General features: G+C 42.3%; 19 protein-coding genes. 6 read left to right on the plus strand and 13 right to left on the minus strand.

The genetic code is table 11. The features are described 5' to 3' along the window. Nucleotides 1-73 precede the first annotated feature (73 nt). The 3 genes from Bovatus_RS21895 to Bovatus_RS21905 all read right to left on the minus strand — a co-directional run bounded on the left by Bovatus_RS21895 (nucleotide 74) and on the right by Bovatus_RS21905 (nucleotide 4,930). On the minus strand, nucleotides 74-1,750 hold the full coding sequence (locus Bovatus_RS21895; RefSeq protein ID WP_004301683.1) for a glycoside hydrolase family 43 protein: 1,677 nt from the start codon (nucleotides 1,748-1,750) through the stop codon (nucleotides 74-76). A gap of 154 nt (nucleotides 1,751-1,904) precedes the next feature. Continuing rightward, nucleotides 1,905-3,146, minus strand: coding sequence for a DUF4861 domain-containing protein (locus Bovatus_RS21900; protein ID WP_004301684.1), 1,242 nt, complete (start codon nucleotides 3,144-3,146; stop codon nucleotides 1,905-1,907). A 164-nt stretch (nucleotides 3,147-3,310) separates the two neighbouring features. After that, entirely contained in the window at nucleotides 3,311-4,930 is a 1,620-nt protein-coding gene (locus Bovatus_RS21905; RefSeq protein WP_004301686.1) for a glycoside hydrolase family 28 protein, read from the minus strand. Between the two features lie 351 nt (nucleotides 4,931-5,281). Between Bovatus_RS21905 and Bovatus_RS21910 the strand changes: the two genes are divergently transcribed. From Bovatus_RS21910 to Bovatus_RS21920, 3 genes are all read left to right on the plus strand, one after another. Beyond that, entirely contained in the window at nucleotides 5,282-6,139 is an 858-nt protein-coding gene (locus tag Bovatus_RS21910; RefSeq protein WP_004301687.1) for an enoyl-ACP reductase FabI, read from the plus strand. Between the two features lie 6 nt (nucleotides 6,140-6,145). Further along, nucleotides 6,146-7,153 carry a gliding motility protein GldB-related protein gene (locus Bovatus_RS21915; protein ID WP_004301688.1) on the plus strand — a complete coding sequence of 336 codons (1,008 nt, stop codon included), beginning with the start codon at nucleotides 6,146-6,148 and terminating at the stop codon, nucleotides 7,151-7,153. 91 nt (nucleotides 7,154-7,244) lie between these two features. After that, nucleotides 7,245-7,949 carry an SAM-dependent methyltransferase gene (locus Bovatus_RS21920; protein WP_004301689.1) on the plus strand — a complete coding sequence of 235 codons (705 nt, stop codon included), beginning with the start codon at nucleotides 7,245-7,247 and terminating at the stop codon, nucleotides 7,947-7,949. On the opposite strand, the gene Bovatus_RS21925 is transcribed toward Bovatus_RS21920, so the two are convergent. From Bovatus_RS21925 to Bovatus_RS21935, 3 genes are all read right to left on the minus strand, one after another. Continuing rightward, nucleotides 7,915-9,033, minus strand: coding sequence for a hypothetical protein (locus Bovatus_RS21925; protein ID WP_004301690.1), 1,119 nt, complete (start codon nucleotides 9,031-9,033; stop codon nucleotides 7,915-7,917). The two genes, Bovatus_RS21920 and Bovatus_RS21925, sit on opposite strands and share 35 nt — an antisense overlap. A 63-nt stretch (nucleotides 9,034-9,096) precedes the next feature. After that, nucleotides 9,097-9,945: a lipoyl synthase gene (gene lipA, locus Bovatus_RS21930; RefSeq protein WP_004301691.1), complete on the minus strand. Its 849-nt coding sequence runs from the start codon at nucleotides 9,943-9,945 to the stop codon at nucleotides 9,097-9,099. Further along, the gene (locus Bovatus_RS21935) at nucleotides 9,945-12,155 is read right to left on the minus strand and encodes a S9 family peptidase (protein ID WP_052588014.1); all 2,211 of its coding nucleotides are present in this window, start codon (nucleotides 12,153-12,155) and stop codon (nucleotides 9,945-9,947) included. Before Bovatus_RS21935 ends, lipA begins: the two co-directional genes overlap by 1 nt. A 154-nt stretch (nucleotides 12,156-12,309) precedes the next feature. Here Bovatus_RS21935 and Bovatus_RS21940 point away from each other — a divergent pair, with 154 nt between their 5' ends. The 3 genes from Bovatus_RS21940 (at nucleotide 12,310) to Bovatus_RS21950 (ending at nucleotide 15,261) form a co-directional block, all read left to right on the plus strand. Then, nucleotides 12,310-12,612, plus strand: coding sequence for a hypothetical protein (locus Bovatus_RS21940; protein ID WP_004301693.1), 303 nt, complete (start codon nucleotides 12,310-12,312; stop codon nucleotides 12,610-12,612). A 139-nt stretch (nucleotides 12,613-12,751) separates the two neighbouring features. After that, on the plus strand, nucleotides 12,752-13,120 hold the full coding sequence (locus tag Bovatus_RS21945) for a BlaI/MecI/CopY family transcriptional regulator (protein ID WP_004301694.1): 369 nt from the start codon (nucleotides 12,752-12,754) through the stop codon (nucleotides 13,118-13,120). A 23-nt stretch (nucleotides 13,121-13,143) separates the two neighbouring features. After that, a complete protein-coding gene (locus tag Bovatus_RS21950; protein WP_052588015.1) occupies nucleotides 13,144-15,261 on the plus strand; it encodes a M56 family metallopeptidase in 2,118 nt (705 codons plus the stop codon). Between the two features lie 6 nt (nucleotides 15,262-15,267). Here Bovatus_RS21950 and miaA read toward each other — a convergent pair whose 3' ends face one another. The 7 genes from miaA to pyrF all read right to left on the minus strand — a co-directional run bounded on the left by miaA (nucleotide 15,268) and on the right by pyrF (nucleotide 22,250). Beyond that, nucleotides 15,268-16,170 carry a tRNA (adenosine(37)-N6)-dimethylallyltransferase MiaA gene (miaA, locus tag Bovatus_RS21955; RefSeq protein WP_004301696.1) on the minus strand — a complete coding sequence of 301 codons (903 nt, stop codon included), beginning with the start codon at nucleotides 16,168-16,170 and terminating at the stop codon, nucleotides 15,268-15,270. A 121-nt stretch (nucleotides 16,171-16,291) separates the two neighbouring features. After that, nucleotides 16,292-16,846: an IS1096 element passenger TnpR family protein gene (locus Bovatus_RS21960; RefSeq protein ID WP_004301697.1), complete on the minus strand. Its 555-nt coding sequence runs from the start codon at nucleotides 16,844-16,846 to the stop codon at nucleotides 16,292-16,294. 21 nt (nucleotides 16,847-16,867) lie between these two features. Further along, nucleotides 16,868-17,635 carry an acyl-ACP--UDP-N-acetylglucosamine O-acyltransferase gene (lpxA, locus tag Bovatus_RS21965; protein WP_004301698.1) on the minus strand — a complete coding sequence of 256 codons (768 nt, stop codon included), beginning with the start codon at nucleotides 17,633-17,635 and terminating at the stop codon, nucleotides 16,868-16,870. 18 nt (nucleotides 17,636-17,653) lie between these two features. Beyond that, nucleotides 17,654-19,039 carry a bifunctional UDP-3-O-[3-hydroxymyristoyl] N-acetylglucosamine deacetylase/3-hydroxyacyl-ACP dehydratase gene (locus tag Bovatus_RS21970; protein ID WP_004301699.1) on the minus strand — a complete coding sequence of 462 codons (1,386 nt, stop codon included), beginning with the start codon at nucleotides 19,037-19,039 and terminating at the stop codon, nucleotides 17,654-17,656. A gap of 3 nt (nucleotides 19,040-19,042) precedes the next feature. After that, a complete protein-coding gene (gene lpxD, locus Bovatus_RS21975; RefSeq protein WP_004301700.1) occupies nucleotides 19,043-20,083 on the minus strand; it encodes a UDP-3-O-(3-hydroxymyristoyl)glucosamine N-acyltransferase in 1,041 nt (346 codons plus the stop codon). Nucleotides 20,084-20,165: 82 nt separating this feature from the next. Next, nucleotides 20,166-21,395 carry an HD domain-containing protein gene (locus Bovatus_RS21980; protein ID WP_004301704.1) on the minus strand — a complete coding sequence of 410 codons (1,230 nt, stop codon included), beginning with the start codon at nucleotides 21,393-21,395 and terminating at the stop codon, nucleotides 20,166-20,168. 30 nt (nucleotides 21,396-21,425) lie between these two features. Beyond that, nucleotides 21,426-22,250 (minus strand): orotidine-5'-phosphate decarboxylase, encoded by an 825-nt coding sequence (gene pyrF / locus Bovatus_RS21985; RefSeq protein WP_004301706.1) that lies wholly within the window; start codon nucleotides 22,248-22,250, stop codon nucleotides 21,426-21,428. Between the last annotated feature and the right edge of the window lie 75 nt (nucleotides 22,251-22,325).

Genomic DNA, 22,325 nt, shown 5'->3' on the forward strand with positions numbered 1-22,325 from the left:
AGATAAAAAAGATTGTCCCGCTACTGCTTGAAAGTTGTGGGACAATCTTTTTTCATCCTTATATATACTTTGATTACTTCTTCGTAATACGGAACCAGTCAACGTCTGCCCAACCGCCGTCATTCGTTTTAATAGCCGGACGCGTACAGAACATACCGACTTTGGCACCAATCCATTGTCCTTCTCTTGCCTGGAAAGGAACACCTAATGATTCATATTTCTTTCCGTCGAGGCTATAGCTGAAATTACACATCACAATGAGGTCATGTCCGCCTTCACTACCCTTGATTTTCTTTCCGTCACAACTGAAACGCACTTTCAGATAAACCGTGTTTTGCGAAAGATCAACAGCGGCTTTCACTTCTTCTGGTTTGCCTTTATCTGCTCTGTCACATTCAACTTGCGACAGAACCAAACCTTTGTCTGTATTTTCTAGAACAAGTCCGGCATAATCCCTGCCCATAACGACAAGTCCGGTGCGTTCGCCTTTATTCTTTTGGTTAGGGCTGAACGTCAGTTTCATTGTTGCGGTAAAATTATCAGAAGGAGTTTTTTGTAATAAGAGGTTGGCTACATCCCACAGGTTCTTATAATCTTCTACTACCGGATAAGAGTATAATCTGACATAGCTTTTGTCACCTGCATAATACGCCCATTTTTCATTAATGTTAGCATGCCATTGCCACTGCGGAGAAAGTGTATACCCATCAAATTCGTCACTTTCTTGTGGAGTGCAGATAGGATATGTTTTACCGACATTTGGCTTCTTGTAAGTCAAAACAGGTTCTCCGCAGCCGTCACCGTCTTTATCAATACCGATAATAGGCCAGTCGTTCACCCATTTCATCGGTTGGAGATGCATAATGCGTCCGTAAGCACCGACATCTTGAAAGTGGAGGAACCAGTCTTCTCCGGTAGGAGTATCTACCCATGCACCTTGGTGAGGACCGTTGACAGGAGAGTTACCTTGCGCAAGTACTGTTTTCCATTCGTAAGGACCGTAGATGTTTTTAGAACGTAATACGACCTGCCAGCCTGTCGGCACACCGCCGGCCGGATGAAAGATATAATAATAGTCGTTTCTCTTGTACATTTTAGGACCTTCGCAAGTCTGATGTGCTTCGTGACCGTCGAAAATTATACGGGAAGGAGTGATCGCTTTTGTTGCTTCTGCATTCAGTTCGCAGATAGTGATTACACTTTTCAGTCCGGCACGACTTCCTGCGTATGCGTGTACCATATATACTTTTCCGTCTTCATCCCAGAACGGGCAAGTGTCAATGATACCTTTTCCCGCTTTCACCAAGACCGGTTCGCTCCACGGACCTTTCGGATCTTTGGCTTTCACCATAAAAGCTCCCTGATCGGGATCTCCCCAAAAGATGTAAAACTCACCGTTGTGATGACGAATAGCCGGAGCCCATACACGATTGCCGTGTTCCGGCCGTTCTGGAGTTTCGATAGGGGAGAGGGCATTGGGAACTGCGGCACCGATGATTGTCCAGTTGACTAAATCTTTAGAATGAAGGATTTGCAATCCCGGCAAACAGTTGAAACTGGATGAAGTCATATAGAAATCATCTCCTACACGGCAAGCATCCGGATCGGAATAGTCGGCATAAAGCACCGGATTTTTGTATTTACCGTTTCCGAGGTCGGAAACCCATACTTCAGATACATAGTTCTTCTGTGCTACTGCGGTGAAAACCGTTAATAAGCAAAAGGCTAAAGTCTGTGTCAATCGTTTCATGTTATAGATAGATTATTTATAGATATGATTCGTTGGTTTTATCTGATGGCAAAGGTAAATAAAAAGACTCTGCACAAGGAGGAATATTTGTGCAGAGTCATAGAAAAATTGGTAGATACCTCGTAATTTTTGTTTAGTTGTATTTGTTTCTACCCTATTTATTGGGGCGGTTATCTTTTATTCTCACTGTCACCGGATGAGCCAGCTCTTCTTTCCATTCGCGGAGATGAGCAAACCATGCTTCCGGCGTTTTATATCCGAATGTCTCTTTCATCGAGGTGAAAGTCGTGTGATACTGGAAATATTTATTTCCCGGGGCGGTAATTGTATAAAGGAAGTTGGCTTTATCCTTTTCTTCCGATTTTACATAACGTTGGGGAATACAAGTGCCCAGCCCTACAGTTTCTTTAGCATATTTTACGGTATCGTTTACCGGCCAGTCCGTTCCCCAACTTCCTACGAGTCCTTTATGATCGGAGAAAGATTTGGAAGTACCTACGATGTCTTGCACACCTGTGCAGAAAATTTCTTTATCGAGCGGTTCGTCAAAGAATGCTTCGATATGAAGATCGCGATGTCCGGCATAAAGCGTGTAGCGTGTCATCATATTCAGTTCCTGGTCCTGATATTTCCATCCGGTTACTTCTATTTCTGCAATTACACGTACCGGTCCATAAGAGACGATACGTTCTGTACGAGTGTCCACTGGAGTAATATGGGTTGCCTTTTGTCCGTCCCAACCTTTCAATGCACCCGGTCCGCAACTGTCGAACACGCGAAGTACGTCATCTCCGAATCCTTTAGCTAACTGCTCATCCGTCGGATAGAACTGCGATTCTTTGATTTCCAGTCCTTTGTTGAACTTGCCGTAAATATCCGGTGTCTGTTTTTCATTGAAATAAAGACGGTATCCTACCAGTTCCGATTCCAAAACCGGACCGTGAGGACGTACCATGCTGTATATATTGCTAGTGCCGGGAACGGTGATAGCCTGTACCCGTTGATGTTTACCTTTCTTGTTGTCTACAATAAACATATCGGCATAAACTCGTTCAGGATAAGTCTTTGTACTCTTTTCCGAAGAAAGTGTAACCTGAAATGTTTTTCTACCATGGGCAGGAAGATCGGCAACAAAGACCAGTTCGTCCATCTTGCGGTCCCGGTTCAAATCGTCCAACTGCGAAGGAATTTCCTTCCTTCCTTCCATGACAACGGCTGATTTTACTTTGAAACCAGCGTGCAACTCATGTAGATTGATAACAACCGGAGCATCCGCTTTGGGCTGATTCCAGTTGTTTTGTACTTCAACTGTGATGGTTTTCTCCTGTTTCTGCGTTTGGGCAGACAGGCTGAAAGCTCCTAAAAAGAAAGTAATAATAAAAAGATTCTTCTTCATGTTTCTAAGGCTGAAATTATACGTCGTATTTCTCCTTGCAAAAATAGCAGAAAAAATAGCAGACTGTGTCTCTTTTGAGGAGATTATAGTCTGCTATTTGAGCTTTTTACTCTATATAATGATATTGTGGTTTCTATTTTGCATCACAGAATGGCAATGAGTTTTTATTTGAGACTTAAAATCTCCTCTTTTGCACCTAATTCCTCATATACCTTTCCGTCTATAGTCAGATTCTTGGCATTCTTAACGTTTAATATATTGTTACCTTTAGAAGATTCTACATAAATATTTTCCAAAGTAACTCCGTCTACCTGACTGATAACAACTCCATCCGCAGCTTCCGTCATCACAACGTTTTTAACGGTAATATTGCTGATGGGCATTTCCGGCAGTCCGTTGAAGAACATGGCACGTCCCGAACCTCTGCAAACAATATTGGAAATATGAATATTGCGGAAAGCTGGTGTTTCTTCTGTCACCGGAGGAATGGCAGTTTTCATACGGCTCAACAGATCTTCTTCCGATTCTTCACCGGCACCTTTTCCACCGTAGAACAAGTCGAACAATAAGGGTTCATTCGGAATATTAATCATATTGATATTGTTAATGTAGATGTTTTCTACCACACCGCCACGTCCGCGGGTACTCTTGAAACGTAAACCTACATCTGTACCCATAAATGTGCAGTCCTCTACATAGATATTCTTCACACCGCCGGACATTTCACTACCTACCACGAATCCGCCATGTCCGTGCAATACTGTATTGTTTTTCACGATAACGTTCTGGCAAGGTTCTCCACGACGGCGTCCATCTTCGTCTTTACCGGATTTGATACAGATGGCATCATCTCCCGCATCAAACACACTATTGATAATTAGAGCGTTTTTACAAGATTCCAAGTCGATAGCATCACCGTTTTGAGAATACCAGGGGTTGATGACCATGATATTATTTACTGTGAAATCTTCGCAAGACAATGGGTGCAGACACCAGCTTGGTGAGTTTTTGAAAGTAACTCCTTCCAACAGCACCTTCTTGCTTTTGACGATGCTTAACAACACCGGACGTAACCATGGACGGATTTCAGCCCATTCTTCATCTGTGTTGATACCTTCGGGGACATTGAAGTCTTTGCAAGCCATTGCACCTCTCAGTGAGCCGGCAGTGGGATACCATATCTCTTGTTTCTCGTCGAGAACACCTCCCGAGTTTACCAGCTTTTTCCATTGTGAAGCAGTCAGCTTTCCTTTTTTTACCGGACGCCAGCAGTCACCGTTTCCGTCAAATGTACCATGTCCGGTGATAGCTATATTTTCTGCATTGCGTACTGAAATCGGTGATTGGCAACGACGAGTCTCGAGTCCTTCGAAAGAAGTGGCAATGATAGGATATGCTTCAAAATCACCGGTAAAAAGTACCAGCGCATTTTGTTCCGTATATAGATTTACATTGCTCAACAGCTCGATCGGACCAGTCAACCAGACACCTTCCGGGATAATCACTTTACCCCCTCCGCGTTGATTCACGTCTTTAATAGCATCGTTGATAGCTTTGGTATTCAGGAACAGACCGTCTCCTTTGGCTCCGAATTTCTCAATGTTTACTTCGTAAGCAGGGAAAACCGGTTGCTGTACTTTCGGCATTTCAAAAGGTAAATTCTGGTAAAGAGCGTCACTGATGGAGCTTTCTTTTACGGTAGTCTCGCTTTGTTTACATCCTGATGAGATAAACGGTAAACAGCATAGGGCCATCCAGAAGAGTCTTTTTGTCAATGTGTTCATTTAGTAACTTATTTCTATAGGGTTATACATCTATTGTTTTTCTTGGTAATTGGGTGATGATTAATGAGGGCGATTTCATAATTCTTATGTCCTTCCGCAGGCGATCTGTCGCAGGCAGCCTGCAGGAGAGGAATAAGACAAATTCATGTTAACCTAATTCTAACCTTAAATAAATATTATGAAAAAACCTCTTAATTATCGATTGCAAAGATAGGTGGCAAACCCCAAGAGGATGTGGACTAATTGATAGAATACGTGTATTTTTTGTCATTTCTGTCTATTATTTGCACACTTCTCGTGTTTTTATGCAGAAAGTTCCTATCTTTGCACAAAATTTAACTATTAAAAGATATGAGTTATAACTTGTTGAAAGGAAAAAGAGGTATTATCTTCGGTGCTTTGAACGATCAGTCTATTGCCTGGAAAGTAGCAGAGCGTGCCGTAGAAGAAGGTGCAACTATTACATTATCAAATACTCCGATGGCTATCCGTATGGGAGAAGTCGACGCTTTGGCCCAGAAATTAAATTGCCAGGTTATTCCGGCAGATGCCACCAGTGTAGAAGATTTGCAAAATGTATTCAAGACCTCCATGGATATACTGGGTGGACAAATTGATTTTGTACTCCACTCTATCGGTATGTCTCCCAACGTGCGCAAAAAACGTACTTACGATGACCTTGACTATGGAATGTTGGATAAGACATTGGATATTTCAGCTGTTTCATTCCATAAAATGATTCAGTCGGCCAAGAAATTGAACGCTATTGCTGATTACGGTTCTATCGTTGCTTTGAGCTACGTGGCCGCGCAGCGTACTTTCTACGGCTACAATGATATGGCAGATGCAAAGGCATTGCTGGAATCTATTGCACGTAGCTTTGGTTACATCTACGGACGCGAACATAGCGTACGTGTGAATACTATCTCGCAGTCTCCTACATTTACTACTGCCGGTTCGGGCGTGAAGGGTATGGATAAACTGTTTGATTTCTCCAACCGTATGTCTCCTCTCGGAAATGCTACGGCTGACGAATGTGCCGATTATTGCATCGTGATGTTCTCCGATCTTACCCGTAAGGTAACTATGCAGAACTTATTCCATGACGGTGGATTCTCCAGTGTAGGTATGAGTCTTCGTGCCATGGCTACTTACGAGAAAGGACTCGATGAGTATATGGACGAAAATGGTAACATCATTTACGGATAAAAAAATATGAAACTACGGATCTCTCTTCTTATTATTTTAATGAGTATGCTTTTCGCCTCCTGCGGGATAAGCACGGGAAAGGGTACGGAGCAGAAGGAAGAGGAGATTTCTGTTCTAAGATATGATAAGCTGTTGAGCGAATACGTTCGCTCCAACAGCTTTTCTGCTATGCAGAAGTTGACGATGGACTACCGTATGCCGACGAAAATCCTGATTGAGGATGTATTGTCTATCGGTACGGTGAAAGATGATACCATTTCGCAACGTCTGCAGAAATTCTATTCGGATACGACTTTAGTCCGTTTGCTTAGCGACGTAGAAGCAAAGTACCCTAATCTGGATGAGGTGGAAAAAGGACTTAACAAAGGATTCTGGAAACTGAAGAAGGAAGTGCCTGATACAAAAGTGCCGTTTATCTATTCGCAAGTGTCTGCCTTCAACGAATCTATTATTTTGGTGGATTCTTTATTAGGGATCAGTCTTGATAAATATATGGGGGAAGATTATCCTCTTTATAAGCGTTTCTATTACGATTATCAATGTCGCTCGATGCGTCCGGAACGGATTGTGCCGGATTGTTTTGCTTTTTATCTTTTGAGCCGTTACGGAATGAACTATCATGAGGGTACTTGTTTGATTGACTTGATGATGCACTCCGGAAAAATCAACTACGTCGTGCAGAACTTATTAGGATATAGTGATATCGGCGAAGCGATGGGATATTCCAAGGAGGAAAACGACTGGTGTAAGGAGAATGAAAAGGAGATATGGAATTATATCTGTACCAACGATCATCTGCATGCACGAGACCCGATGGTGATCCGCTATTATATGAAGCCTGCTCCTGCTGTCGATATGTTGGGTGCTCAAGCTCCGGCATTGATCGGGACATGGATGGGAGCAAGAATCATCGCTTCTTATATGAAAAAGCATAAGGATATGAAACTGAAAGATCTCCTGGAATTTACTGATTATCATGTGATGTTAAGTGAATCCAACTATCTGGCTTCCTAAACTGTTGCATTTTTCAATTCTTAATTAGCTTCGCTCAAAACCTTATTTGATTTTTAATATTAAAGTATAGTCTTAATTCTCAATTTAAAAAGTGGAAACTGCCCTCTATTTGTTGCCCGTGACGTTAGGTGATACGTCTATTGAAAAGGTATTGCCTTCTTATAATAAGGAGATCATTTCTGGTATCCAGTATTTTATAGTCGAAGATGTTCGTTCTGCCCGGCGTTTCCTGAAAAAGGTGGACCGGGAGATTGATATTGATGCATTGACATTTTACCCGTTGAACAAGCATACTTCTCCTAATGATATTTCCGGTTATCTGCAACCTTTGGTGGGTGGAGCTTCAATGGGGGTTATCTCCGAAGCAGGTTGTCCGGCAGTAGCTGACCCGGGAGCGGATGTGGTTGCTATCGCACAACGTAAAAAGCTGAAAGTGGTTCCTTTGGTCGGACCTTCTTCCATTATCCTTTCCGTGATGGCTTCCGGCTTTAACGGGCAGAGTTTTGCGTTTCACGGTTATCTGCCGATTGAACCGGGAGAACGTGCCAAGAAACTAAAAGCACTGGAGCAGCGTGTGTATGCTGAAAATCAAACGCAACTTTTCATAGAGACGCCTTACCGGAATCATAAAATGGTAGAGGATATTTTGTTGAATTGCCGTCCTCAAACAAAGCTCTGTATCGCTGCCAATATTACTTGTGAAGGAGAATATATACAGACGCGTACAGTGAAGGACTGGAAAGGACACGTGCCCGATTTATCTAAGATTCCCTGTATTTTTCTCTTATATAAATAACGCCTTTCAGGTGTTCATATTCATCTTCGAAGCAGCTGCTGAAGAAGCCTTTTCCTAAGTTTTCCTCTATCTGTTTGAAATTCCACAGCTTACTGTTTTTAAAGCGGGGGGTACAAAGGATGGAATCGTCTTTGATATCGACAATGAATAGATAGATAAGACGGTTGGTTACTTCATTCTCGAAGTGATAAACGATGTTGAATTCAGGTTTGATACCTTTTTCATGAGGAAAAGCATTGTTGATTAAACGAGTGGCGCCTGCTTCCAGAGATTCTCCGTAGCGAAGATAACATTCCATGGGAATATCTACTTTCCCTCTATCCAGAATGGCTGTTGATGGCCTGTCGCAAAGGAATAACATTCCGTGAGTGGATATGGCAATTCTTATCACCGGATTGATGTATGCATTTTTGTAATTAACAGCTTCTATTGCAGGTGTTTTCCCGATCACGTCTCCTTTGGTATTCACAATAGGAACATATTCCGTGTGTGACATTAAGTGATTGAAGAAACGGATGGCAATCTGGTTGAACAGAATACTCATCAGAAAGACGGTAGGGGGCAGCACCTTATAGAGTACAAAGATACTTGTCTTGCTCAACGGATCTTGAAAAACGATGGTAATGCTGATTATAATAAAATGCAATATACCGAAGATCAAAGCGATACGTGCGGATACAACGGCTGCTTCTGCTCCCTGCGCATATAAACGTTTGTTGCAAGAACCTATCTGTTTTAAGAAGTGGTTGATAAACCTTTTCTTATGCATGTAAAGACTTAGCATCGGAATGAGAATACTGACTTCCAGTGTAAGTGGAAGCGCACCGGGGGGAACATAATCACCAGGAATGAGAGCTGCTACGGATAATAGTGCTAACACTCCGGTCGCTATATAGAGGATAAAATTAGGAATTAACAATCCTTTACGTCGATAAGAAAGGTATATACCTATAATACCTATGCCTGTACCGATGTAAATAGCCGTGTCTTGCGTTATAAGTTCACACAATAAAATGGAAATAATAACGGGGATAAAACCCAGCGACATGTTAAATGTGGAAGAAAGTGTTCCTTTATGAGCCATCTCTATATTTATGTTTATTTGTCGGTTCTATCAATAAAACAAATAGGGGATATGTTTTGTTTGCTAACGAATATGTTTCTCTGCGTGGTAGGAGGAACGAACAAGAGGAGCACTCTCTACGATGTTGAATCCTTTCTCTAAACCTACAGTTTTATAATCTGCAAATTGCTGTGGAGTGATGTATGCTGCAACGGGATAATGCCGGTGAGTCGGTTGAAGGTATTGGCCTATGGTAAGAATCTGGCAACCGGTTGCTAACAGATCATCCATCAATGTTTCAACTTCTTCCGGGGTCTCACCCAGTCCGACCATAATGCCGCTTTTAGACTTAACTCCCTTCTCGGAAATGTGTCTGATGACTTGCAAACTTGTATCATAATTTGCCGCGCTGCGCACTAGCGGACTAATGCGGCGTACGGTTTCCATATTGTGTGAAATAATGTCGGGACGGGCTTCGATTACCAAATCTAACAACTCCATCCTGCCTTGAAAATCAGGAATAAGCACTTCGATTGTTGTTTGTGGATTCAGCCGTTTTATTTCCTGAATGGTACGTGCCCAATGTGCTGCTCCCAAATCCGGTAGATCATCTCTGTCTACGGATGTGATGACAGCATGATCCAGTTTCATCAGTGCGATGGATTCTGCTACATGGGTAGGTTCGTTTATGTCTAACGGGTGCGGGCGGCCGGTTTGTGTGTTGCAGAATTTGCAACTGCGCGTACAGATGTCACCACCGATCATAAAGGTGGCAGTTCCTTTTCCCCAGCATTCCCCCATATTAGGGCAACGCCCACTGCTGCATATAGTATGCAAGCAGTGGGAGTCGACAATCCGTTTGGTTTCGGTGTATCGTTCGTTGGCACCGATATTAATTTTCAGCCATTCGGGCTTACGTACTCTGTCCGTCATTATAAATTGTTCAAGAAAAAGTTGGTCAACCGTGTGTATAGGTGTTGGCGGGTATTGCCACCATATATTCCATGATTGCGGTTCGTGTACACTTGCATATCAAATTGTTTTCCAAGCTGAACCAACTGTTCGGCATATTCCGCACAATTTTGGAAGTGCACATTGTCATCTGCCATACCATGCACCAACAACAAGTTTCCATGTAGTTTGTCAGCACGTGTGAAGGCTGATGATTCCTTATATCCTTCCGCGTTCTCTTTCGGAGTACGCATGAAGCGTTCGGTATAAATCGTATCATAGAAACGCCAGTCGGTGGGTGCGGCCACTGCTACTCCTGCTTTGAATACAGGCGTTCCTTCGCTCATGCTCATAAGAGTCATGTATCCGCCGTAGCTCCAGCCCCAGATACCGATGCGATCTTTATCCACGTATGGTTGTTTGCCGAGATACAAGGCAGTCTCTACCTGATCTTTGGCTTCTTTGACTCCGATTTTCAGATAAGTGCATTTCTCAAAAGCTTCTCCACGACCTCCTGTGCCGCGACCGTCCACGCATACCACGATGTAACCGAGGCTTGCCATGTATGTCTCCCAACTGATTCCCCAGGTATCCAATACCTGTTGAGAGCCCGGACCGCTATATTGATACATCAGTACCGGATATTTTTTGGATGCGGAGAAATTAACCGGTTTCATCATCCAACCGTTCAACTTCACGCCATCTGTGGTTTGGAAAGTGAAGAATTCTTTTTGCGGCACAGCATATCCGGACAATGTTTGTTTCAATCCGTCATTGGTAATAAGCGTTTTGAGTGTTTTGCCCGAATTATCATTCAGTGTAACCAGCATCGGAGTATTCAAGTTGGAGAACTTGTTCATGTAATACTTCATCGATTTGCTGAAGAGCGGTGTATTGGTTCCTGTCTGTTGGGATAGTTTGAGCTTCTTGCCCTTCTTGTCTATTTTATAGACAGCTTTGCGCAGAGGGCTTTCTTCATTGCTGGTGTAATAGAAAGAACCGTCTTCTTCATCATATCCCAGAAAATCTTTTACCTCAAACTTACCGTTAGTAACCTTTTTAATCAGATTACCTCCCATGCTGTACCAATAGAGGTGACTGTAACCGTCACGTTCGCTAAGCAGGCTGAAATATTCCGGATAGAACTGGATATTATCGAAAATATTCTCCTTTATGTAATAAGGAGACTCATCACGAAGTATAAGTTTGCAAAGTGTGGAACGAGGATCGGCAAAGTAAAGATCAAAACGGTCTTGATGGCGGTTCAATGTCATGATAGCCAGTTTATTGGCATCCTTTGTGAAGCGTATACGCGGAATATATCCATCTGCATCCAATGGGAGTTTCATTGTACGGGTGACATGTGATTTGATGTCATACGTGCGTACCTCTACTTTCGAATTCGGATATCCGGCTTTCGGATACTTGTATGTATATTCGCCCGGATAATCTTTTAAAGCATCAATGCGGGGTGCTTGTCCGGCAAATACCGGGAAAGAGTAGGAGGGAACTTCCGACTCGTCGAAACGGATAAAAGCAATCAGCGTATTGTCGGCGCTGAATTCCAAAGCACGGTCGAAGCCGAACTCTTCTTCATACACCCAGTCAGGAATACCGTTGATTACCGAATTCTGTTTGCCATCTTCTGTGACCTGGCTTTCGCTGTTGCCGTAAAGCAACTTAACAAGAAATATGTTATTGTTGCGTACAAATGCAATCATGGTACCGTCCGGAGAAAAGACGGGGACCTGTTGAGGTCCACCGTCAGACAGCCGTTCAATAATGTTGTTTGTCGTAACGCCCTTATCATTTCGTTTCAAAGGGTAAATGTAATGTACAGCTGTGTATGAATGCCTGTAAATAGGTGTTGTTTTAGTAGCAATCAGCAATTTCTGACCGTCGGGCGAGAATTGGTAACTGTCGAAGTTCTTGAAGTCACATTCGCGTGTGGTATTTACATCGAAAATCACTTCTACTTTCTCGCCTGTCTTGAAAGAGTATTTAATGATTTGCGTGCCGTCAGCGTTCATCTGTGTGTAGTGTTCGCCATCAGGCATAGGGATTACTCCCTGAATATTTTCCGGGCGGAAACGTCCGGAAGTAATATCTTTTAAATCGAGTGCCTTTTGTCCTTGTGCCATTCCGGTCAGACAGAGAAGGCAGAGTAATAAAGTGATGCTGATCTTTTTCATCTGCGTTTATAATCGGTTTTGGTTTTAATTCGTACTTGCAAAAGTAACAATAAACTTAGATTCAACAAAGCCTGACCGATTTTTATATAGATTTGATAAGGATTATTGGGTGAGATTCAATATCTTTGTGAAAAGGACTTTAAACATTACCACTATGAATTCAAAAAGAAAAGACTTGCAATATGCTTCTGTCTTCTTATTGGCCGTGGCATTGACATTCCTGATGGGGAAGGGTGATAATCTGTGGTTGGTGTCATGGGGTGACTTGATACCGAGTTTGTTTGTACTGTTCATAGCAGGTGATTGTTTACATAGTTCCCTGCTTCGTATCAAACGTGGCGAAGAGGAGGGAGGAGCCCGGTGGAGTACTTGTTTCACTTTCCTGGTATTCAGCATTATTTTTATGGGCGACTTGTTCTTTATCGGCAACTTTATTGTCAATAAACTGTGGAGCTAAAAGAGATGTAATAAATCTGTTTCACAGGTGTTTAATAGTAGATTCTTCGTCTTAACTATAACTTTTAGTTTACTTTAACTAGATAAATTAGTTTATGAACTAAAACTTTTCGTTATTTGCAGCAAACAAAGTTGCAGATATGAAAGGATTAACAGCAAAAGAAGAAGAAATCATGGGCTTTTTCTGGGAAAAAGGTCCCTTGTTCGTGAAGGAAATGTTGGCTTTCTATGAAGATCCCAAGCCACATTTCAATACACTATCTACGATTGTGCGTGGGTTGGAAGAAAAAGGTTTTCTAGCTCATTATACTTTCGGAAATACCTATCAATATTATCCCGTAGTCAGTGAAGAAGATTTTCGTAAAGGAACGCTGCGGAATGTGATTAGTAAGTATTTTAATAATTCTTACCTGAATGCCGTTTCTTCTTTAGTTAAAGAGGAAGATATTTCCTTGGATGAATTGAAACAGCTCATCGAGGAAGTGGAACAGGCTGACAAAAAACACTAATCTATTAAACGAAAATCTATGCTATGGGAGTTTTCTTCATTTATATATTAAAATCATCTGTTTGTCTTGTTCTGTTTTACCTGTTTTTCCGGTTATTACTTAGCAAGGAAACCTTTCATCGTTTCAATCGTATGGCTTTATTGGGAGTGTTGTTCTTTTCATTACTCATTCCTTGTATCGAAGTAACTACCCGGCATCAGGTTGAAGTGCAGCAGGCTGTGCTCTCCATTGAGCAATTGTTATTGATGGCAGAGTTGGAGGCTACTCCTGCCAATGTCGGTGCAGTGCAGGAGACGTCGGCCATATCTTGGGTACAGATTGTTCTGTTGGTCTATCTGGCGGGTATTCTGTTTCTTGCCTGTCGCAATATCTATTCTTTGATTTGTCTCTTCCGGTTGATACATTCCGGCAAACATGAGAAGTTGGAGAAAGGGGTTACACTTGTGGTGCACAATCAGGAGATAGCTCCGTTCAGTTGGATGAACTATATTGTCATCAGCCGGAAAGACCTGGAGGAAAACGGGAGGGAAATCCTTATTCATGAAATGGCTCATATCCACCATCGTCATTCAGTAGATTTATTGGTGGCGGATATTTGCATCTTTTTCCAATGGTTCAATCCTGGTGCATGGTTGTTGAAACAGGAGTTGCAGAACGTTCACGAATATGAAGCGGACGAGACCGTCATTAATGAGGGTGTAAACGCGAAAGAATATCAACTATTATTGATAAAAAAAGCCGTTGGCACAAGGCTCTACTCTATGGCCAACAGCTTTAATCACAGTAAACTTAAAAAACGTATCACTATGATGTTAAAAGAAAAATCGAATCCGTGGGCACGGTTGAAGTATTTGTATGTACTTCCGTTGGCAGCTATTGCAGTAACTGCTTTTGCCCGTCCTGAAATCTCTGAAAAAATGGAAGAGATTTCTGCTGTCAAAGTTAATGATTTGGCGGAAATTGTGCAAGAAAAGGTGCTGCAAGATACAGTAAAAGTATCTAAAGACGAGAAGAAAGATGATTTGGTGGTGTCCGGCGTGAAATCGAAAGAGGAGGAAGAAATTGTTATTTTTGAGGTTGTAGAGCAGATGCCGGAATATCCTGGTGGTATGAGTGCACTGCAAAAATATCTGTCGGAGAAAATAGCTGGTTCTCCGATGAAGGGTAAAGCGGGCGGTAGAGTGATGGTAGGTTTCACTGTGGCTGAAACCGGGAAGATAAAAGATGTACGTGTACTTCAGTCGGATGAAGCGTCATTAAATCAGGAAGCCGAAAGAATTGTCAGTGAAATGCCGGATTGGATTCCCGGAAAGCAACGAGGCAGACCTGTACCAGTGAAATATACTGTCCCTATAAGATTTGGGAATATCAGATTTGCAGAGAATAAGCAGCCTCTGATTTTTGCTGATGGCAAGGAGATTAGTATGGATGCTATGGAAAAGCTGGACCCGTCAACAATAGAAAGTATATCTGTGTTGAAAGATTCTACTTCGATAAAAGTGTATGGTAAACGGGGTGCGAACGGGGTGATACTTGTGAATACTCAACGAGGCAGTAAGACTAAAATACAGAATAAGGAAATCAGTTTTTCACAAAAAACAACCAGTACGGATGCTGTTCCCGATTTTCCGGTCAGTGGAACTGTTGTTGACGAGCAGGGGCGTCCGAAGGCTGGAGTCAGCATTATTGTGCCTAATACAAATCATGGTACGATAACGGATATAAATGGTCATTTTAGTCTGAAAGCAATGAAAGACGGCAATCTGTGGTTCTCATTTATTGGATATAAGCCAGTAAAAGCTTCTGTATCTTCTACGATGAATATACGAATGGAGCAGGAAGTGGTTGACCTGTTTCCTGAACTTTCAGGCAGTGTGAAAAATGGAAATTCAGGGTTTAAGGTGAATAATGGTGTAACTGTGCATGGGATAAAAGGCGAAGAGCCTTTAGTCATTATAGACGGGAAAGAAACTATGGAGAAAGATGCGTTGTCTAAGCTTGCGCCGGACCATATAAAAAGTATTTCTGTGCTGAAAGATAAATCAGCACAGGTTGTCTACGGAGACAAAGGAAAGAATGGGGTGATTATTGTAGAAATGTTGACGGATGATGAATATCAGGCCCGTCAGAACAAAAGATAAGAGAAATCATGTATTGATTTGTTGACGGAGGTACGCTAGTATCTCCGTTTCTTGTTCCGGGTGAAACCATTTTATTTCTTCATCTCTTTTGAACCAGGTCATCTGTTTACGCGAATAAATGCGGGAGTTTTGCTTGATTTTGTCTATAGCAAAGGGGAGTTCCCATTCTCCGTCCAGATATTTGAACAGTTCTTTATAGCCTACTGTATTGAGTGAATTGAGGTGACGATAGGGAAGTACGGAACGTACTTCTTCCAATAATCCTTCCTCCATCATCTGGTCTACCCGACGGTTGATACGGTCATAAAGTTCTTCCCGATCACGAGTCAGGCCGATTTTCAGAATACGGAAAGGACGCTGTTTTTTTTGTTGGGTGCGAAAAGAAGTATAAGTGCGTCCGGTCATATAGCAAATCTCCAACGCATGAATTACCCGCTTGGGATTCTTCAGATCTACAATCCGGTAATATTCCGGATCTAACAGGCGAAGTTCTGCGCAGAGTTGTTCAAGGCCTTCCTCTTCATACTTTTGTAGCATGAGTTGACGGGTTTCCGCATCAACGGTAGGAATATCGTCAATTCCCTTACAGATAGCGTCTACGTACATCATTGAGCCACCAGTGAGAATCACTACTTCGTGTTGCGTGAATAATTTCTCCAGAATATCCAGTGCTTCTGTTTCGTATTGAGCAGCGCTGTAATAGTCTGTGAGGTGGAGCGTGCCGACCAGTTGATGGGGGACACGTTTAAGTTGATCGGGAGTAGGAGCTGCTGTGCCTATTTTTAATTCGGCATAAAGCTGTCTCGAATCGGCAGATACAATGCTTGTCTGAAATGTTTCTGCCAAGCGCAGGCTCAACTCCGTTTTCCCCACACCTGTAGGACCTATAAGAACAATGAGAGTAGGCATAGATTTTTAAGTATTAAGTATAGAAGTATTAAGTATTAAAGCGTACGGGACTAAAAAAATATTAGGTATTAACTGCCTGACACTACATAGCAATTAATACCTAATACTTGATGCTTAATACTTAAAATTTTTCTTCTTCGTATGGGCTGCTAGTGTCACCACCTATGTCAAATCCTTCCTGATCGAAGTCTTCCATGTCGAAGTCCTGGTCTCCATAGAAGTTTTCATCCAGATCAAGAGAACCTCCGGTAGCGGTCATTTCTTCAAAGTCTACCGTTTGTTTGGGAGCATCTCCTGATTTCTTGGTACATTTGGCACCATTCATATCTTTTCCGGTGATAATTTCGGATAGTTCGATGAAGAAACAACGTTCTGTCATGTAATCGAATACATATAACAGTTTCTGTTTTTCATCTTCTACCAATTCGCTGATAGTAGTTTCTTTCATCACCCAGCTATCCATTTCCGGATTGTCGTCCATTTCTTCCAAGGTTACTTCTTTTTCTTTTTCCCAGTCGTCATCGCAGATAAAGAAAGAAGTCATCTGGTCGTTTGCGTACCCTACTGATTTCAGTATTGCTTCATGGAAGTCATAAAAAGTTGCTTCCGGGTCAATTTGTATTTCTCTGACAAAATCGTCAACTTCATCAGATATGATAGTAAATCTGTATATCATAATATGACTATTTTGAACTGTTTATTTAATAATACCACGTTCTGAATTACGGATGAAATTGACGATATAGTCAATTTCCGGGCTCTTTTCGAATTCATCTTCTATTTTTTTCAATGCTTCCGTCGTGTTCAAACCACTTTGGTAAATGATACGATATGCATTGTGAATATTTTCGATCACTTCATTGGAGAAACCACGACGGCGCAAGCCGATGATATTGATTCCGCTGAAAGCGATTGGTTCGCGTCCTGCAATGATGTAAGGAGGAATATCTTTACTGAAACGGCATCCGCCCTGAATCATTACATGACTGCCTACATGACAGAATTGATGCATCAATACATTGGCACTGACAATCGCGTTATCATCAATGACGATTTCGCCTGCCATCTTGGTAGAGTTACCGATGATACATCCGTTACCAACCAATGCGTCGTGTGCTACGTGTACACCCTCCATCAATAAATTGTTATTTCCCACAATCGTGCGCCCTTTAGCTGCCGTACCACGGTTGATTGTTACATTTTCACGAATCAGATTATTATCTCCGATTTCGGCTGTCGATTCTTCACCGCGAAACTTGAGGTCTTGCGGAATGGCTCCGATAACGGCACCCGGAAAAATCGTGTTTCCGTTACCAATACGTGAACCGTATAAAATATTGGCGTTAGCCATAATTTTATTGTTGTCGCCGATAACTACGTTCTTATCTATAAATACAAAAGGCGCAATTTCTACATTTTCCCCAATCTTAGCTTCGGGATGGATATACGCTAAAGGACTTATCATGCTTTTAAATATCAATTATTACTTATTTTTTACTATTTGTGCCATGAACTCTGCTTCGCAAACAACTTTCTCGCCGACAAACGCATATCCTTTCATGGTAGAAATACCGCGACGAATAGGTGCCAGCAGTTCTACGCGAAAGATGATTGTATCTCCCGGCACTACTTTCTGGCGGAATTTCACTCCGTCTATTTTCATGAAATAGGTAGAATAACGTTCTGGATCATCGACAGAATTCAAGACGAGCAAGCCTCCGACTTGTGCCATTGCTTCCACTTGAAGTACTCCCGGCATAACGGGCTCCTGTGGAAAATGTCCCTGAAAGAAAGGTTCGTTGGCTGTGATGTTTTTAATACCTACAATGTAGTTGGCACCAATTTCAATTACTTTGTCCACCAGTTGGAAAGGATAGCGGTGCGGCAACAATTCGCGGATACGGTTTACATCCATTATCGGCTCACGGTTACAGTCGTAACTTGGTGCCTGTATTTCGTGTAGACGGATTTCTTTCCGCATCTGACGGGCAAATTTATTGTTGATGGTGTGTCCCGGACGAGTAGCGATGATACGGCCTTTAATCGGTTTGCCAATTAAAGCGAGGTCACCAATGACATCCAGCAGTTTGTGACGGGCACATTCATTGGGCCAAACTAACGGTTTGTGATTGATATAGCCTAATTGATCGGCATCCATGTGAGGTACTCCCATCACATCTGCCAACTTATCGAAGCTTTCCTGTGACATCTTGCGTTCGTAGATTACGATCGCATTGTCCAGGTCACCACCTTTAATCAATCCGGCGGAGAGCAAAGGCTCTATTTCACGAACAAAGACGAAAGTACGGCTGGCAGCCACTTCGTCTTTGAAATTATGCATATCTTCAAGGGTAGCAAACTGATTCGGGATAATAGTCGAATCGTAAGAAACCAGTACATTCAGACTGAAATTCTCGTCAGGTAGTACAATAATAGAAGAACCAGTCGTTTCATCCCGGAACTCAATTTTAGACTTGATAATATAAAAGTCTTTGACGGCATTTTGCTCTACTGTTCCTACACGTTCTATTTCTTGTACGTAATATTGTGCACTACCATCTAAAATAGGAAATTCCGGTCCGTTAACTTGGATCAGGCAGTTATCAATGCCCAATGCGTAAAGGGCTGCCATACCATGTTCAATGGTGCTTACTTTGACTCCATTTTTCGACAATACAGTACCACGGGTGGTTTCTGTTACATTGTCGGCTACTGCGTCGATAGTTGGTTGTCCTTCTACGTCAATGCGTTGGATTTTATATCCATGATTGTCCGGAGCTGGATTGAATGTTACAGTGAGATCAAGTCCAGTGTGAAGACCTTTCCCGCTCAGTGAAAAGCTATCTTTCAGCGTTTTTTGTTTCAGCATTGGTTACTTATTTAATAGTTGTTTTAATTCTTCTACTTCTTTGCGCAGATTACGCAGTTCTTTCTGCATATCCGGCAGGCTTCTTTGTGCAATGGATGATTTGAAATATTGCTTCAGTTCCATAGGAGGAGTTCCGATAAGCTGGCTACCGGACTTGATGTCTCCCGGCACACCTGATTGTGCGCCTAATCCAACTTTATCTCCTATTTTAGCATGTCCTGCAATACCTACCTGGCCACCGATCATACACCATTCACCCACTTTGGTAGAACCGGCAATTCCGGCTTGCGCAGCCATAACGGTATGCGAACCTATTTCATCATTGTGTGCTATTTGTATCAGATTGTCTAACTTGACACCGCTGTGTACTACCGTAGCTCCCATTGTAGCACGGTCTACACACGTATTAGCACCTATATCTACTTTATCTTCCAGAATAACAATTCCGATTTGCGGAATCTTATCATATCCGTTTGGAGTGGGAGCAAAACCAAATCCGTCAGCTCCGATCACTGCACCCGAATGAAGGATACATTCATTACCTATGCGGCAATCATGATAAACATTTACATTGGAGTAAAGCAGGCAACTGTTGCCTATCTTCACGCCATCTCCAATGAAAGTGTGCGGGTAAATTTGAGTATTATCTCCAATCACGGTATTTTCGCCGATATAGGCAAAAGCACCGATGTATACATTCTCACCAATTTTGGCGCTGGGTGCAACAAAAGCTAATGAATCTATACCTTGTTTCTTAGGCTTGCTCATCTCATAAAGATTGAGCAATTTAGCCAGACTTTCGTATGCATTGTCTACTTTGATAAGAGTAGCTTTAATTTCGTGTTCGGGAGTGAAGTCCTTATTAACCAGGACAATGCTTGATTGTGTCTCGTAGATGTAAGGTGTATATTTGGGATTTGACAGGAAAGAAATTGCTCCGGGCATTCCCTCTTCAATTTTAGCGAATGTGTGTACCGTAGCGTTTTCGTCTCCAATGATTTCCCCTTGGATAAATGCTGCAATTTGCTTAGCCGAGAACTCCATGTCTTTTATTTAAAATTTAATTAGTTCACAAATAACGGATTTTTTTTTCAGATTTCCGTGTTATTGCATGAATATTTTATACTTATCTGTGTAATCTCTGATAGCAGAGATAGTATTTCTTTACCTTTTTGGACAATAATGAGATGTTCAGCATGTCCGATGCTTCGGCAATATTTTTGATAGTGCCGTCTTTGTAGATAATATCAATACTGTCATCTGCCGGGTCATACATATTCTTTTCGATGCTGGGGGTAGAGACAAAATAGTTCGCTTCGGAAAGGGTTATGCCTAGTTGTTGGCTGATGTGCAAAGTTAATTCTTTTTTTCTGTCCTCACTAATAGGTTCCGACGAAATTTCCACTTTAAAGATATTTCGGTTTATCATTCCCGTGCTTAAAGTGGAAAGTACTTTATCGGTGTGGGTGCTCCACACTTTCAAGGCTGTCCATATATCGTTGTCGTCCAGCTGGATGAAATTCTCCAGACAGTCGGGGTTGTTATAGAATTCCGTAGGATTGATATCATTGTAAAGGAAAAAACGTAATGCGGGTGATGCAAATAGTTCCACTCCTTGTGAAGCCAGTTCTTTGGCACGCAAGAGAGTACTAATCAGCATCTTTTCGTATGCCACGGACGTCTTATGCAGGTATACTTGCCAGTACATCAGGCGACGTGCCGTGAGGAAATTCTCGATAGAATAGATCCCTTTGGATTCGACAACCAAACGGTCATCCGCTACATCAAGCATTTTGATGATTCGGGCAGAGCCGATGTTACCTTCCGTTACGCCTGTATAAAAGCTGTCGCGGCGAAGATAATCAAGTCGGTCCATATCCAGCTGACCGCTTACGAGTTGATGCAGAAAGCGTTTCGGATATTCGTCCTTGAAGATTTGAATGGCAAGACTTAGCTGGCCGTTCATCTCTTTGTTCATCCGTTCCATCAACATGAGAGAAATCTCTTCGTGCGAGACTCCTTTTACAATCGTGTCTTCTAGTACATGCGAGAAAGGGCCGTGTCCTATATCATGCAACAGGATGGCGGCCTGCACGGCTTCCGCTTCACTATCAAAGATAAAATTGCCTTTGGAGGCCAGTTGGATGATAGCTTCACTCATCAGGTGAAAAGCACCTAAGGAGTGTTGGAAGCGGGTATGTTGTGCACCGGGGTACACAACAGATGACAATCCTACTTGCTTGATGCGGGTAAGACGCTGCAAAAGGGGATGCCGTACTATATCGTACAGTAACCCCTTTGGAATATTGATGAACCCGAATACGGGGTCGTTAATTATCTTTCTTTCGTAAGGCATTCGTTTTCTTTAGAGATCCTTTTTCCCTTTTCAGAGAATTGCTTTGAGTTGTTCAGCCATTTGTGCTTGTACTTCTTGTGCGGCGGTGCGGGCAGCTTCTGCAAATTTCTCTGTTTTATCTACGTAGATAATACCACGCGACGAGTTAACAATCAATCCGCATGTACTGTTCATACCATATTTGCAAACTTCTTCGAGTGAACCGCCTTGTGCTCCCACGCCTGGTACGAGAAGGAAATGGTTCGGGACAATCTTGCGGATGTCCTCAAAAGCACGTCCTTGAGTAGCACCTACCACATACATCATGCGGTCATCGCCAGCCCATTCCTGTGATTTGCGTAATACTTTCTCGAACAGACGTTCGCCGTTTACGTCTTCTGTCAATTGGAAGTCATGAGATCCTTTGTTGGAAGTCAATGCCAACAGGATCACCCATTTGCCTTCGTAGGTAAGGAACGGAGTAACGCTGTCTTCACCCATGTAGGGGGCTACTGTTACAGAGTCGATATCCAATTCTTCAAAGAATGTGCGGGCATACATTGCAGAAGTATTTCCGATGTCACCACGCTTTGCGTCAGCAATGATGAATTGATCCGGATAGTTATCTTTGATATATTTTACTGTCTTTTCAAATGCGATCCATCCTTTTACACCCATGCTTTCATAGAAAGCCAGATTGGGTTTGTAGGCGATACACAAATCAGCTGTCGCGTCAATGATTGCTTTGTTGAATGCGAAGATCGGATCTTCTTCTTTCAACAGATGTTCCGGGATTTTCTTGATGTCAGTATCAAGTCCTACACAAAGGAATGATTTTTTGCGCTTTATGTTTTCAAATAATTGTTGCTTATCCATCTTGTTATTTACTATTTTGCAATTTACTATTTACTATTTTAAGAAACCGTTCTCAACTCTCAATTCTCAACTCTC

Source organism: Bacteroides ovatus (genome assembly GCF_001314995.1).
GTDB classification, from domain to species: Bacteria; Bacteroidota; Bacteroidia; order Bacteroidales; family Bacteroidaceae; genus Bacteroides; species Bacteroides ovatus.